This is a genomic window from Myxococcus faecalis (genome assembly GCF_050039385.1).
Taxonomy (GTDB): domain Bacteria; phylum Myxococcota; class Myxococcia; order Myxococcales; family Myxococcaceae; genus Myxococcus; species Myxococcus fulvus.
Genome location: NZ_CP144336.1, coordinates 5,503,770 through 5,517,364 on the forward strand (window position 1 = coordinate 5,503,770; position 13,595 = coordinate 5,517,364).

The 13,595-nt window shown below is 68.5% G+C and carries 11 protein-coding genes; 8 read left to right on the forward strand and 3 right to left on the reverse strand.

Features of this window, described 5'->3' with window-relative positions:
* Nucleotides 1-3: 3 nt before the first annotated feature.
* Together VZQ01_RS22050 and VZQ01_RS22055 are read right to left on the reverse strand one after the other, a co-directional pair.
* Nucleotides 4-1,185, reverse strand: coding sequence for a serine hydrolase domain-containing protein (locus VZQ01_RS22050; RefSeq protein WP_223783849.1), 1,182 nt, complete (start codon nt 1,183-1,185; stop codon nt 4-6).
* Between the two features lie 1,710 nt (nt 1,186-2,895).
* On the reverse strand, nt 2,896-4,977 hold the full coding sequence (locus VZQ01_RS22055; RefSeq protein WP_223783850.1) for a M3 family metallopeptidase: 2,082 nt from the start codon (nt 4,975-4,977) through the stop codon (nt 2,896-2,898).
* Between the two features lie 411 nt (nt 4,978-5,388).
* Here VZQ01_RS22055 and VZQ01_RS22060 point away from each other — a divergent pair, with 411 nt between their 5' ends.
* The 8 genes from VZQ01_RS22060 to VZQ01_RS22095 all read left to right on the forward strand — a co-directional run bounded on the left by VZQ01_RS22060 (nt 5,389) and on the right by VZQ01_RS22095 (nt 12,922).
* Nucleotides 5,389-6,195, forward strand: coding sequence for a CheR family methyltransferase (locus VZQ01_RS22060; protein ID WP_426744312.1), 807 nt, complete (start codon nt 5,389-5,391; stop codon nt 6,193-6,195).
* Between the two features lie 147 nt (nt 6,196-6,342).
* A complete protein-coding gene (locus tag VZQ01_RS22065; protein WP_426744314.1) occupies nt 6,343-7,230 on the forward strand; it encodes a hypothetical protein in 888 nt (295 codons plus the stop codon).
* A gap of 3 nt (nt 7,231-7,233) precedes the next feature.
* Nucleotides 7,234-7,611 carry a hypothetical protein gene (locus VZQ01_RS22070; RefSeq protein WP_426744315.1) on the forward strand — a complete coding sequence of 126 codons (378 nt, stop codon included), beginning with the start codon at nt 7,234-7,236 and terminating at the stop codon, nt 7,609-7,611.
* Nucleotides 7,612-7,623: 12 nt separating this feature from the next.
* Nucleotides 7,624-8,163, forward strand: a complete 540-nt coding sequence (locus VZQ01_RS22075) for a hypothetical protein (RefSeq protein WP_223783853.1) — start codon at nt 7,624-7,626, stop codon at nt 8,161-8,163.
* 28 nt (nt 8,164-8,191) lie between these two features.
* On the forward strand, nt 8,192-9,328 hold the full coding sequence (locus VZQ01_RS22080) for a S1 family peptidase (RefSeq protein WP_426744317.1): 1,137 nt from the start codon (nt 8,192-8,194) through the stop codon (nt 9,326-9,328).
* 155 nt (nt 9,329-9,483) lie between these two features.
* Nucleotides 9,484-10,563 (forward strand): DNA topoisomerase subunit B, encoded by a 1,080-nt coding sequence (locus VZQ01_RS22085; RefSeq protein ID WP_223751227.1) that lies wholly within the window; start codon nt 9,484-9,486, stop codon nt 10,561-10,563.
* A gap of 55 nt (nt 10,564-10,618) precedes the next feature.
* On the forward strand, nt 10,619-11,674 hold the full coding sequence (locus VZQ01_RS22090; protein ID WP_426744320.1) for a DNA topoisomerase subunit B: 1,056 nt from the start codon (nt 10,619-10,621) through the stop codon (nt 11,672-11,674).
* A 90-nt stretch (nt 11,675-11,764) separates the two neighbouring features.
* A complete protein-coding gene (locus VZQ01_RS22095; RefSeq protein ID WP_426744322.1) occupies nt 11,765-12,922 on the forward strand; it encodes a DNA gyrase subunit B in 1,158 nt (385 codons plus the stop codon).
* Between the two features lie 290 nt (nt 12,923-13,212).
* Here the strand turns inward: VZQ01_RS22095 and VZQ01_RS22100 are convergent, their stop codons facing one another.
* Entirely contained in the window at nt 13,213-13,512 is a 300-nt protein-coding gene (locus VZQ01_RS22100) for a hypothetical protein (RefSeq protein WP_223751224.1), read from the reverse strand.
* Nucleotides 13,513-13,595 lie beyond the last annotated feature (83 nt).

Here is a 13,595-nt window from a genome sequence, read left to right on the forward strand (position 1 = left end):
CGCTCAGCGCCCGTCCCAGAAGACCCGGTCGCCGTACTCCCAATCGAACGGTACGCCCGTCTCACCCAGCACGAAGCGCACCAGCTGGGGGAAGGCGTTCTCGGCGCGCACGTCGTTGGCGAGAATCAGCACACAGCGGCGCGCGCCGGGCAGACACACGAGCGTGTTGCCGGTGCTGTCATTGTGCCCGCCCTTGTAGAAGCCGCGCCCCTGCGGCCCCTCGAACAGCACCACGCCGAGCCCCGCGGCCAGGTCCTTGCGGCGCTGCTCCACGGGCAGCTCGGCCTGGAGCGAGGGGAACTGGCTCTTGGTGGTGATGGCGAGCTGCGGCGAGGTCAGCTCGGCGAAGGACTGTGACGACAAGCCCTCACCGCGCACCAGCGCCGCGGCGAAGCGCGCCAGGTCATCGATGGTCGTGTCCATGGAGCCCGCGGCGCGCACGGTGCTGCGCTCGTCGTGCGGCTCCACCGCGCCCTCCATCGTCCACCCGTCCGCGAGGTTCTTCGCGAAGTCCGGTCTCCACACCATGCTGGTGTTGACCATGCCGAAGCGGTCGAACACGCGCTTCTGCATCTCCGCGCCCAGGTCCAGTCCGAGTCCCCGCTCCAGCACGAACTGCAACAGGATGAGCCCATCCCCCGAGTACGCATACCGGCTGCCCGGGTCGAAGTGGAAGCGCAGCCGCTGGTCGGGCTCGAGGAAGCCGAAGTTGGCGAAGCCCACGCTGTGGGTGAGCGGGTGGCGCGGCGTGATTCGCTTCCAGCGCTCGTCATCGGCCAGGTGCGACCACGTCGAGTAGCGCTGCTCGTCCGGGTACTCCGGGAGCGGCTTGTCGAGGTAGCGCGAGATGGGCGTGTCGAGCTGGAGCTTCTTCTCGTCCACCAGCTGCAACACCGTATAGGCGAAGACCGTCTTGGTGATGGAGGCGCCATACATCACGGTGTCCGTCTGGAGCGGCTCGCCCTGGGCGTTGCGAGCGCCGTAGGCCCGCGTCACCACCACGCGCCCGTCGTCAATCACCGCGATGGCCAGCCCCTTGGCGCCCGTCGCCGCCATGGCGCGAGCGACCTCGGCATCCAGCGCGGCCGTGTCAGGAAGGGAAGGAGGCGCCTGACGTGAAGCGGACGTCGTGGCACAGCCGCTGGTGACGAACAGACCCAGGACACACGCATGCAGCAGTTTCATCGAGATGAGCTCCGGACCGAGGCGTCTCCACCCTCGAAGTCGAGGCTCAATCTACCGGCGCCACCGGGCTCCTTCAATTGTTCCGAGGAGACTTTGGTAACCAGATTACCAAGACATGCGGTTCATCCCCGAGGGGCTGTCACCTGTCGGCATCCAAAGGTCTTGAGGTCTTCCGTCACCGTGTAGCACTCTTGTCCCTGTGGGCAGAGTTGCTCGCCGAAGTCGCAGGCTCGGTAGCAGACACTACGGCCTTGGCTGCCGGCACCACAGACGGACCCAGGGGGACAGCTGTGGGCCTTGAAGGGACTGCAGCTCTTGCGACACTCGAAGATGGCGACCTCGAGACGCGCGTCGACCTCACAGACATCACCCTCCGCGCACCCCGTATCCAGGCAGTTTCTTCCGATGCGGGTGAAGCATGCCGGCGCGGCGTCGAGTTCGAGGCACTCCTGGCCCTGCGGGCATTGCCCTTCACGACATGACGGCATGCAGCCAGGGCCACCCGGTGTTGCGACGCAGCGCTGCCCCGAGGGGCAGCTCCCCAAGGTGTTCAGTTCACAAGGGCGTCCGCACTTGCCCTGGACACAGCGCAGCCCCCTGTCGCACATCTGGGAGAGGTCACTCGACAGGTGGTGACACGCCTCGCCTTCCTTGCGCGTGCCGGAGGACATGCAGCGATGGATGGGCGCTCCAGAAGAGACGTTGCTGGCAAGCCGGCAGACCTCTTCCTGGGCACAATCCTCATCGCGCGCGCAGTTGGAGGACTGACAGCTCATGATGCTGTCGCGAGGTTCGAACACGCAGCCTTGCCCCGTGGGGCAGTCAGAGCTGTTGGCGCAGCGCCGGGATTCGGTGGCCGGCGCGGCGTCTTCCGCTTGCTGGTCGGGGCCGAGAAGGCTGTCCGCGCCTGGCGTGGAGGAGGGCTCGGACGGACGAGGGGCTGACACCTGCTGGGTCGCTGGAATCGCGCTGACGGTCGCCGAGGATGCTTGTCGCCGCGCGTCTCGCACCGCCCCTTTCTCGGCATGGAGAGGTGGCTTCGGGCCGAACGGCACAGACGGTGTTGGCTCTGAGGTTGAAGATGCAGCTGTGGCAGGGTTCTCGATGTGGGGAACACCGAATCGCCAGTTCGTGGCAAAGCCGGCAACGATGGTGATGCCAACCACGCACAATGTCAGGCGTACCATCGTTGCCTTCATGATTCAGTGGATTCCTTGCTTACGGCGTGCCGCCATCAGGAGTGACGATCTTGCGGCAGGTGCAGTGCAGGCCCGTGCCGTTCTGGTAATCCACGCAGTAGACTTGGTAACCAGCCGGGCACGTGAAGTGATAGGTGGGGTCACTGCCGCCGCCCCCTCCCGTGCCTGTCCCGCCGCCCCCGCTCCCTCCGCCGGAGCCACCCCCGCCAGGGTTGCCGTTGTTGGCGCACCCTTGCTCAAGGAACTCACAATGCATTGCATCCGCAGGTGCGCTCGTCAGCGAGACCGCGATGGGAAGCAGCCCCAACGCAGCCGCCATGAGCGACGCCGCGATGTGCGACTTGATTTGACGCATATGTCCCCCCCTTCATTGCCCCAGGATGGGCGGGCGAAGGGTACATCTGCGTTGATGATGTCTGCAATGGATTTGTTGTGAGGCTTCAGGGTGGGGAAGGTGTCAACCCATTGGATGGGGAGCCCATGGTGACACGGGCTCCCCGGGGGATGCGTGTTACTTCCCGGCGTCGACGTAGGCGCGGTACGCCTCGAAGCCGTAGTCACGGCCGAGGAAGTCCTTCACCAGCTCGGCGGCGGGCTTGGCTCCGCCCGGCTCCAGCACGGTGCGGCGGTACTTCATCGCCGTCTCGCGGTCCAGGTAGCCCTTCTTCTGGAACTCCGTCTCCAGGTCCTTCGCGATGACGGAGGACCACAGGTACGTGTAGTACGCGGCCGAGTACCCATCCAGGTGGCCGAACGCGAGCTCGAAGTGCGTGCCCGGGCGGTGCTCGTGCTTGAACGGGCTGAGCTTCGTCTGCTGTTCCACGAGCGCCGCCGTGGTGTCGAAGCCCGGCTTGCGCGAGTAGTAGTCCAGGCTCACCGCGGACAGGAAGAGCTGCCGCCGTGCCCACAGGCCCTTGCCGAACTCCTTCGACGCGCGCAGCTTCTCGACCATCTCCGCGGGAATCGCGGCCTCCGTCTCGTGGTGCTTGGCGAACTCCTTGAGCACCTCGGGGTTGCCCGCCCACTGCTGGAGCAGCATGGACGGCGTCTCGACGAAGTCCCACTCGGTGCGGATGCCGGAGATGCCGCTCCACTGCTGCTTGCCGGAGAACACCGCGTGCAGCAGGTGGCCGAACTCGTGGAAGAACGTCTCCACCTCGTCGTGCGTCATCAGCTCGCCGGGGCGCGCGAAGTTGCACACCAGGGTGCCCTCGGGGAGCCGCTTGCCGGCCTGGCCCTGCGCCAGGTCGAACTGGGCCGCGTGCTTGTACTTGTCGTCACGCGGGTGCATGTCCAGGTAGATGCGGCCCAGCAGCGTGCCGTTGTCGAGCACGTCGTAGGCCTCCACCTCCGGGTGCCACACCTTGGCGTCCGCCGCGCGCTGGTAGGTGATGCCCCAGATGCGCGAGGTGATGTCCATCACGCCCGCCTTCACCCGGCTGTACTCCAGATACGGGCGCACCTGCTGCGAGTCGAACCCGAAGCGCTCCGCGCGCAGCCGGTCCTCGTAGTAGTCCTGGTCCCAGGGCTCGAGCGTCTTGGCGCTCGGGACGTCCTTCTTCTTGCGCGCCAGCAGGTCCGCGAACTCCTGCTTCGCTCTCGCCTGGGTGGCGTCCGCCAGCCGGTCGATGAACTCCGACGCGGCCTTCTGCGTGCGGGTCATCTTGGTCTCGGTGGTGTACGCGGCCCAGGACTCGTAGCCCAGGAGCGTGGCCAGCTCGTGGCGCTTGGCGATGAGCTGCTGGAGCACCTCCTGGTTCGCCGGGAAGGCGCGCTGGCGGTAGGTGCGCCAGAGCTTCTCGCGCGCCTTGCCGTCCTTCGCGTACGTCATGAACGGGAAGTAGTCGGGGTAGTTGGTGGTGATGACCACCTTGCCGTCCTTCCCGGCCGGGTGGGACTTCACGTAGTCCTCGGGCAGCCCGGCCAGCTCCTTGGGCGTGAGGGACACCTGGCGCACGCCCTCGGCGATGTTCTTGCCGAACTGCTGGCCCAGCTTGAGCAGCTCCTCGTTGAGCGACTTCACCTTCGCGCGCGTGGCGTCATCGCGGTCCACGCCGGCGCGGCGGAAGTCGAGCAGCGTGCGCTCCATCCAGTACTTCGTCGGCCCGTCCGCCTGGGACAGGTCCACCGCGGACAGCGCGTCATAGACGCCGCGGTCCTGGGAGATCTCCACGTTGAGGGCGTCCACGCGCTGCTCGCACTCGCGGGCGGCGTCGCGGAAGGCGGGCAGCGGGTGGACCTCGCGCGCGAGGCTGGAGCGGTTCGCGGCGGCGATGAGCGAGCCCGTCGCCTCGTCATACGCGGCGAGCACGGCCTGGGCGTCCTTGCGCGCGTCCAGCTTCTTGAGCGCGGTGATTTGGGCCTGGGCGCGCTCGAGGTCGGCGGTGCAGGCGGCGGTGAAGGCCTCGGCGGTGCCGGCGAGCACGTCCGACGTCCGGGGCGCGGGCAGCGGCGCCGGGGTCTTCTCCGGAGCCGGCGTGGCGGGCGCGGTGGCCTGCTCAGGCGGGGTGGTCGGCTCGGTGGCCGCGGTGCCATGCGTGCAGCCGGCCGCCGCCAGGGCCGCCGACAGGGTGAGCGCAGTCAGTCTCTTCAAGGCAGATTCCTCCGGGATTCCAACACAAACGCCCGAGCGTCATGCCACATCCCGGCCTGCCGTGCTCGCCCGTCGCCCGGGCCTGCTGACATTCTCGGACGACCTTCCAACACAAGGAGGCCCGTGATGAGGGACGACGACGGCGTCGGGCTGATGCGCTGGGCGGGCCCGTGGCTTGAGGGTTTCCATCGGGTGCGAGGGCAGGTGTGCAGGAGGCCGCGGTGAGGGATGAGGACTGCGTCGAGTTGATGCGGCTTGCGGGCCCGCGGCTCGAGGGATTCCGTCGGGTGCGAGTGCAGGTGCGCAGGAGGCCGCGGTGAGAGATGAGGACTGCGTCGAGTTGATGCGGTTTGCGGGCCCGCGGCTCGAGGGATTCCGTCGGGTGCCAGGGCAGGTGTGCAGGAGGCCGCGGTGAGGGATGAGGACTGCATCGAGCTGATGCGCTGGGCGGGCCCGCGTCTTCGCCTGCGGCCCGAGGGTTTCCGCCGGGTGCGAGGGCAGGTGTGCAAGCGCATTGGCCGCAGGCTCGCGGCGTTGGGGCTCACGAGCGTGGCCGAGTACCGCGCCCGGCTGGAGTCCGACGCGGACGAGTGGGCCGTGCTGGACGCGCTCTGCCGCGTCACCGTCTCGCGTTTCTACCGCGACGCCGAGGTCTTCGATGTGCTGCGGGACACGCTGCTCCCCGCGCTGCTCGGGTCCACCTCCGTGCTGCGCGTGTGGAGCGCGGGCTGCGCTTCGGGGGAGGAGCCCTACACGGTGAGCCTGCTCTTGCGGCTCGGGCTGTCGCCGCGCTTTCCGGAGGCACGGTGGGAGGTGCTCGCCACGGAGGCCGACCAGGCGCTGCTCGCGCGTGCGAGTCGGGGTTGTTATCCGCGCGGCTCGCTCCGGGAGCTGCCGCGCGCGTGGGCCGCGGAGGCGTTCCCCGGCACCGAGGCGGAGGCCTGTCTCGCGCCCGCGTTCCGGGTGGGGCTCACCTTCGTCCAGCAGGACTTGCGAGCCCGCATGCCGGAGGGTCCCTTTCACCTCGTCCTGTGTCGCAACGTGGCCTTCACCTACTTCGCGCCGGCGCTTCAGCGAGAGGTGCTCGCGGGGCTCGTGGCGCGGCTCGCGCCGGGAGGGCTGCTCGTCACGGGCGTGGAGGAGTCGGTTCCCGAGGACGGTGTGGCGCTGGAGCGCGTTGCGGGCTCACTGCCCATCTTCCGTCGTGTTGAACAGTGAAGCCGGGTCGGTGCACACCCGTGAGACATGCGAGATGTTTCACGCGTGAGATGTGACGCACCCGGCCTTGAGTGAGTCGTGAGCGCCCGGTACCACCGCGAGACTTTCGGGGTCGAGTCAGTCCCCTGGCCGGAGGGATGCAACGGTATGCGCAAGGTGCTCTGTGCGGTCGCGACGTTGATGTTGTGGGCCTGTGGTGGTGCGAGCGGGAGCTCGCAGGTGAAGCAGGAGGGCCTGTCGCTGGCCGCCGAGACGGGAGACACGCGAGGCACCTTCGTGAAGGACGGTGGCGCGGTGTCGTTCCAGGCGCTCGAGGTGGAGCCGGGGGTCTACCGGTTGGAGGTGCGGCTGCGCGGGATGACGCTCGCGGGGTTGTTGGACCCGGCCAGCGGCGTGTCGACGATGGATGGCTTCGCGGACGAGGGCGCGGCGGACACGCAGCTGACGGACGCGGACCGGGAGCTGCTCAAGTCGCTCTACGACGCGCTGAGCGTCGAGCTGCCCGCGGGTGACGCGGCGGCGCCCGAGGCGATGTACCTGCGGCGCGCGGTGGGCCTGTGGGCGCAGCATCCCTCCACGGTGGAGCTCCAGCGCACGGTGATGGGCGAGCAGGGGCGCGGCTACACGATGTTGTGCAGCTATGCGCGCTGCAACGGCAAGTTCACGGGGAGCTGCGGGGGTGTGTACAACTGGTATTCGTACGCGAAGCACGACTGCAACAAGGGTGGCTTCAGCTTCGCGGGCAACCAGCAGATCGCGCAGCTGGGCGACCACATGTCGTGCAGCGGGGATGAGTTCTACCTGAGCGGGAGCACGTGGCTGTGCGGCGAGCCGGACCACTGGTCGCGCCCGAAGGTGATGGGCAACTGCTTCGGCCGGTGTGGTGGTGGCTGTGGGGGTGACACGCAGTACACGCTGGATGCGACGAACCACGACGGCTGCGTGCGCAACGGCCACATGCTGGCGAGCGCGTGGTGTGACGACCAGTTCGTGTCCGCGGCGGACGACGAGCTGTTCGCCTCGAACTGCTACTGAGCCATGCGTGCGGGTCGTGACGTGGGTGTGTGGGTGGGCGGGGCCGCGCTGGCCCTGCTCGCGTGTACGTCAGCCGCCTCGAAGACGGAGGCGGCGGAGGCGACGGTGACGCGCTTCTTCGAGGCGTTGCCCTCGGGGGACTGCGCGGTGCTGGGGCCGATGCTGGCCACGGGAGGGGGCATGCGTCCGTGCGAGGAGGCGGTGTCGGAGATGCATGCGCACGGATTGATGCTGGTGGGTATTGTGGAGTCGAAGTTGGACGGCCGGGATGCGGACGTGGTGCTGGTGCGGGCACGGGTGGCGAGGAATGGGAATGTGGGCAAGGAGCCGTGGCTGCTCCGGGTGGAGCGGCAGGGCGGCGGCTGGCGCGTGCGGTTCTGAAGAAGGCGGGCGATGAAGACTCGATACCGACTGATGCTGGCGGCGGCGGTGGTGCTCGTCGTGGCCGTGGGGGTGGGGCTGATGGGGCAGGGGACGGCCCCGGTGTCGCGGGGCGTCGAGCAGGCGGAGCTGGTGCCGGTGCCCCTCCCGTCGTCGCCCGAGGCGCGCACGGTGGAGGGGGCTCGTCCCGAGCCCGTGGTGCCGGCTGGGGAGGCGACGCCTCCGGCGACGGTGGTGGCGCTGGGGCCGGGGGATGTGGCGCCGGAGCCGGAGGTGGCGAACCCGCCGCCGCAGCAGAACGACGAGATTGTCCCGGAGCAGCCGCAGACGGCGCAGTGGAAGTTGGAGAAGACGCAGCACATCGCGGCGGTGTTGGGGCGTGACGTGGAGCGGCTGGAGCGCGAGCGGGAGCTGGCGGAGTCGCGGGGGGACCTGGAGCGGGTGCAGCAGACGGAGATGCTCATCCAGCGCCACCGAGGCCGGCTGGTGAGCCTGGGGGAGGAGATCCAGGCGCTGAGCAAGGAGGCCGCGGCGGAGGCCTCGAGGCAGTGACGCCCGTGGTGGCTCGAGGAGGGAGCGCATGACGCGCGGCGTGTGGCTCCTCCTGCTCGCGCTGGGACTTGCCTGTACTCCGGTCTCGGAGGATGCGGCGACGCGGGTCGGCGGGGTGTCACGCATCGTGGATGGGACGCCTGCCCCGGAGGATGTGGCCACGGTGGTGCTGCTCGCGCGTCGTACGCGGTGCAGTGAGCCGGCGCCGTTGTTGCTGTGCTCGGGTGTCCTCATCGCGCCGGACGTCGTGCTCACGGCGGCGCATTGCCTGGACCTCTTCGGGCCCGAGGGCGCGCACGAGGTCTTCCTCGGCCGGGAGTTGATGCCGAGGCCGAGTGAGGAGGGGCGCTTCGTGCGGGTGGCTCGCGCGATCATTCATCCGCGGTATGAGCCGAAGACCCATGCGTACGACGTGGCGCTGCTGCGGCTCGCGAGCCCGGTGAGCGTGTCGCCCGCGCCGCTGCCGTCGGGTGACGTGGTCCCGATGGCTGGCGAGCCGGTGCGCGCGGTGGGCTATGGCGACACGAAGGATGTGGACGAGCCCTCGGGGCAACGACGCCAGGGGACCCTGCGGGTGACGGACGTCGAGCCCGCGTCCTTCCGGGCGGGACCGGCACCAGGCATGAGCTGCGTGGGAGACAGTGGCGGGCCGGTGTTCGCCCGTGACGACACGGGGCGGGACGTGCTCGTGGGCATCACGGTGAGCGGTGACGTCGCCTGTCGGGAGGAGGCGGTCAACGTGCGAGTGGACGCGTTGATGGTCGACTTCATCGAGCCCTTCCTCGCGCTGCCAGCGCCTGCGCAAAGCACGACGCTCTCTCCGGAGGCCCTGTGCCTGGAGGACTGTGAGAACGACGCCCAGTGCCCTTCCGGGCTCACGTGCGTCGTCACGGAGGGGACTGGGGGCCGGTGCCTGCTGCCCGCGCTCCGAGAGGGCGACTTCGGAGCCACCTGCACGGAGGACACGGCCTGTGGGGTTGGTGGTCTCTGTGCGCGGCTGGAGCCGGAAGGAACGGACGCCTGCCGCTGCTTCACGCCCTGTGTTCCGCCACCGGACCCCGAACCCGAGTCACCGCGAGAGCCTTCCGGAGGCGGCTGTTCGACCACTTCCGGGCTCGCGATTTTCTGGGTCCTGCTGCTCGCGGGAGTCAAGCGGCGGCGCTGATTTTCTCTCGGGGTTCATTCGGCGGAAGCCCCACTTTTCGAGCGAAGAAGCTCGGTCCCGAGCCGCGTGTCTGATATTGTCTGGAGGTGCAAAACAGCGGAGAGGAATTGCGGCGGGCCATCCGCCGGCGGCCAGCAATGTACGTTGGCGACACCATGGAATTCGGCCTGGGGCAGCTCGTCGAAGTCCTGCTGTTGCTGGGGTTCCTCGGGGCGCGGAACGGGGGTGTGAGGGACATCTCCGTGGAGTTGCTGGCGGATGGCGCCTGTCGCGTCACCTTCGACCACTGGCCCTGGCCCGCCGGGTCCCGGGAGTCGGCGCTGTCGAGCCTCGAACGCTGGTTGTCTTTCGAGGGCATCGACTGGAGCACGCCACCTCCGCTGGGCTTGCCCCGAGGCGTCATCTCCCTGCCCCCCTACGTGGAACTGGGACTGGTCAATGCGCTCGCGTCCCGTCTGGACGTCATCGCGTGGGAGGGGGCCCACCATTGGCGGCGCTGCTACCGCGAAGGGCTCGCGGAGCCGGAGTCCTCCAGGAGCCTGATGGATGCGCCCTCTCCGCGCCACGCGGAGCAGGGGCTGTGCATCACGTTCACCCCGGATGCCTCCATCTTCGAGCCCGGTTCTCGCATGCGCTCCCAGCACATCCTGGAGCGGGTCCAGATCCTGTCGGCCATGCTCCCAGGCGTCACCTGGCGCCTGCGAGATGCCCTCGTGGGCCGTGAGAGCTGCTTCCGGCGGACGCGAGGGCTCGCGGACCTGTGCGACGAGCTCGTGGACTCCCGAGGGCTTCTATCTCCGCCGTGGAGCTTCGAGGGGCAGGTGGGGTCGACCCAGGTGGGCCTCGCTCTCCAGTGGGGGGCCTTCGAGGGGGCTGGAGTGCGGTCCTGGGCGAACATCCATCGCTGTTACGAGGGTGGAACCCACCACCAGGGATTCCATCAAGGTCTGCGCAAGGCGCTGCGCTCCAGGATGAAGGCACGAGGTTCCAGCCAGGAGGCCTGGGCGTTCCCCGAGGAGGCCCTGGTTGCCCACCTCACGGCGGTGCTCAGCCTCGGCTTGCCCGAGCCCGTCTGGAAGGGACCCACCCGGGCCCAGCTCGCCAATCCCGAATTGAAAGAGGGCGTGGCCCAACTGGTCGCGACCTGGGTGGAGGCTGCGCTTGCCCAGGACTCCCAGGTGGAGGCCCGGGTCCTGGCGCTGTCAGGAGCCCCCTCGAATGCACTCCGACCCTGACTCATTTGGCGGCTGGATTCGACGACGGCCGGGGATGTACGTCGGCGGCACCGGAATGCGTGGCCGGAGCTCGCTCGTCGATTCCCTCCTGACGCTGGGGTTCATCGCGGCCAGGGATGGCGGTGCACAGGAGCTCTCCGTCTCACTGCGCGCGGACGGCTCCTGCCGCTTCCACGTCGGCCTCTGGCCGTGGAAGCTCTCCTGTGGCACCTCGGTCGCCCAGCTCGAGACGTGGCTCACCCCACAGGACGTCCTCACGGACAAGGACGGAGAGCCTCCGCCGGGCACTCCCTCCGGGGGGCTCTGGCAGTCACCCTTCGTGGACCTGGGGATGCTCTGTGCGTTCTCCTCCCCGCTGGACGTCATCGTCTGGACCGAGGAGGACACCTGGTGTCGCCGTTACCGTGAAGGGCTCGTCGAGCAAGGGCACTCGGATGACACCGCTCCACGAACCTCGAAGTCCGGGCTGTGCATCACCTTCACGCCGGATGCTTCCCTGTTCGAACCGCCTCCTTGCTTCGATGTGCCTCGCCTGCGTGAGCGCATCGAGGCGCTGTCCGCGTTTCATTCCGGCGTCACCTGGACGCTGCGAGACGAGGCCACTGGCACCGAGGCCCGGTTCCTCCGGGAGGAGGGGCTCGCGGATCTGTGTCGGGACCTCGCTCCGTCTCCACTCGGCTCCCAGAACCCTCTGAGCTTCCAGGCGAAGGTGGGGAAGACCACCCTCCAGCTCGCGCTCGTCTGGACGGAGGGCCCGGGTCGGGGAGTGGTGGCGTGGGCGAACCTCTTCGCACGCAACGATGCCGGGCCTCATCGCGTCGGATTCCGTCAGGGGATGCGTGAGGCCATCTCCGCGCGTCTGGCGCGGCAAGGTGTCGCGGCGCGCGCCCGGTGCTTCGACGCCACGGCCTTGTTCGAACACCTCACCGCCGTGCTCCACATCCAGGTGGAGAAGACGGACTGGTACCTGATGACCCGAGAGCGACGCGCCAGCGCGGAGGTCCAGTCCACCGTCACCCAGCTCGTCGCTCAGCGGGTGGAGCAGGCGCTCGCCGAGGACCCGAAGCTGGAGGAGTTCGTACTGAAGGTCGCGGGCCTTCGCTCTCGCTGAACCCCACCTCTTCACGCATGACTCCGGGCTCCCACCTCCCTGGCTCACGGCCGGGTTGTGAAGAGCTTGGAGCGTATCGAGGACTCCTTCATGGACCACGAGTTCACACCGGATGACCTGCGCCGAATGATTCGTCGGCGGCCCGGGATGTATGTCGGAAACCGGGACGAGTTCGGGCTGAGCATGTTCCTGGAGCACCTCCTGGTGCTCGGGTTCAACGCGGGCAGGGCGGGGCGTGTGCGTGCCATCTGCGTGGACCTGCTCGCGGACGGTGCCTGTCGGGTCTCCTTCGACGGTTCGCCGTGGCCGCTGCTCCCCTGGACCGCGCCCCTCGAGAGCCTCGAGCCCTGGTTCACGGTCGACGCGTTCGCGTCCAGAACGAGGGCCGCTTCCCCCGTGCTCGGCACTCCCTCGGGCATCCACTGCCGGGACTCGGAGGTCTATCTCGGTGCCATCAACGTCCTCTCCTCGCGGCTCGACGTCGTCGCGTGGTCGAAGGGCCAGACGTGGCGGCGCCGCTATCGGGCAGGTGTCGCCGAGGAGGGCATCCTCCCGTTCGTGCCGAGCGAGGCCTCCGGCACGGACTCCGGAGTGCACATCACCTGCACCCCGGATGAATCGCTCTTCACCTCCACCGTTCGCTTCTCCTGGAGCGGGCTCCAGGAGCGCGTCCATGCGATGTCCGCCTTCCATGCCGGCGTGTCCTGGACGCTGAGGGACGAGGCCACGGGCACCGAGGCTCGCTTCTTTCGTGAGCGCGGACTCGCTGACCTGTGCGCTGAACTGGCGGACACTTCGTTCATCCAGGAGCCCTGGACCTTCGAGGGACAGGTGGAGGATGTGCGGCTCCGGGTCGCGCTCGGCTGGAGACATCGTCTGAGCCGAGGTCTGTCGTCCTGGGTGAACCTCCAGCGCTGTCTGGTGGGCGGACCGCACCACCGGGGCTTCCTCGTGGGGATGCGCAGGGCGTTCGTCGCACGCCTGCGGCGCCTCGGCCGTGAGCGCGATGCACAGACCTTCTCGGACGGGGCATTGCTCGAACACCTCACGGGGGTGCTCGACCTGCGCATCGCGCCGGACATCCTGGGCAACCCCAGCAAGCAGGTGTTCGCCCCGCCCGAGGTCGAGGCTCCCGTCGCACGTCTCGTCGAGGGCTGGGTGGCACGCGCGCTCACCGAGGACCCGGAGCTGGAGGCCACGTTGTTCAGGTTCGCGGGATGCGAACCCGCTGGAGAGAACGAACCCTGAAGAGCGATGGAGAGCTGTGTCTTCCGATGAAGCCAGTCGACCTCGAGTGAGCCCGCACCCGGTCCGAGCAGAACCGGGGAGCCACCATCACGAGGAAGAAGAATGAGCGCGCCCGAGTGAGGAAGCCGGAATCTCTGATTACGAGTCAGGTGCCGCACCCGCGGCGTCACCCCCATGGAAGTGGAGGTGGACGGAGTTGAACCGTCTTGAGGAGCGTGTAGGACCTTCTCGAACGGGCGCGCTCGAAGCAGAAGGACGGTGACGCGTCACCGTCCCTGACGGCCCACCCCTCACCCACAGGTGCCCGAGGGGCCACACGTCTCCGGCGGGATGCAGATGGCGGCGCAGATGTTGGGCGAGGGGCACGTGCCGCAGTACACCGAGCGATGTTGGCCGCATGAATCGACGGCCGTCACATGCCCGCAGGAGCCGAAGCTCTGCATGCACAGCGACGAGTCCGGCTCGCCCGTGCAGGTGGGCAGGGTGGACTCGTGCGAGCTCTCCGTGGACGACGAGAGCGCCGCGTTGGACATCCGCACGGCACCGCAGGCGCACAGCATCAACAGGGGCAACAGGAGGAGGCGCTTCATCGTAAGGACCTCGGGGACCCACGGGGACACTGCGACTTCCGCACGAGGACTGCGATTCCAGCAGAGACCCATCACCCGCCTCC

Excerpts from the sequence above, each read along its gene's own strand:
- VZQ01_RS22050 (WP_223783849.1), bottom strand. The coding sequence starts at position 1,185 with ATGAAACTGCTGCATGCGTGTGTCCTGGGTCTGTTCGTCACCAGCGGC.
- VZQ01_RS22065 (WP_426744314.1), top strand. The coding sequence starts at position 6,343 with ATGCGCAAGGTGCTCTGTGCGGTCGCGACGTTGATGTTGTGGGCCTGT.
- VZQ01_RS22070 (WP_426744315.1), top strand. The coding sequence starts at position 7,234 with ATGCGTGCGGGTCGTGACGTGGGTGTGTGGGTGGGCGGGGCCGCGCTG.
- VZQ01_RS22075 (WP_223783853.1), top strand. The coding sequence starts at position 7,624 with ATGAAGACTCGATACCGACTGATGCTGGCGGCGGCGGTGGTGCTCGTC.
- VZQ01_RS22080 (WP_426744317.1), top strand. The coding sequence starts at position 8,192 with ATGACGCGCGGCGTGTGGCTCCTCCTGCTCGCGCTGGGACTTGCCTGT.
- VZQ01_RS22085 (WP_223751227.1), top strand. The coding sequence starts at position 9,484 with ATGGAATTCGGCCTGGGGCAGCTCGTCGAAGTCCTGCTGTTGCTGGGG.
- VZQ01_RS22090 (WP_426744320.1), top strand. The coding sequence starts at position 10,619 with ATGCGTGGCCGGAGCTCGCTCGTCGATTCCCTCCTGACGCTGGGGTTC.
- VZQ01_RS22095 (WP_426744322.1), top strand. The coding sequence starts at position 11,765 with ATGGACCACGAGTTCACACCGGATGACCTGCGCCGAATGATTCGTCGG.
- VZQ01_RS22100 (WP_223751224.1), bottom strand. The coding sequence starts at position 13,512 with ATGAAGCGCCTCCTCCTGTTGCCCCTGTTGATGCTGTGCGCCTGCGGT.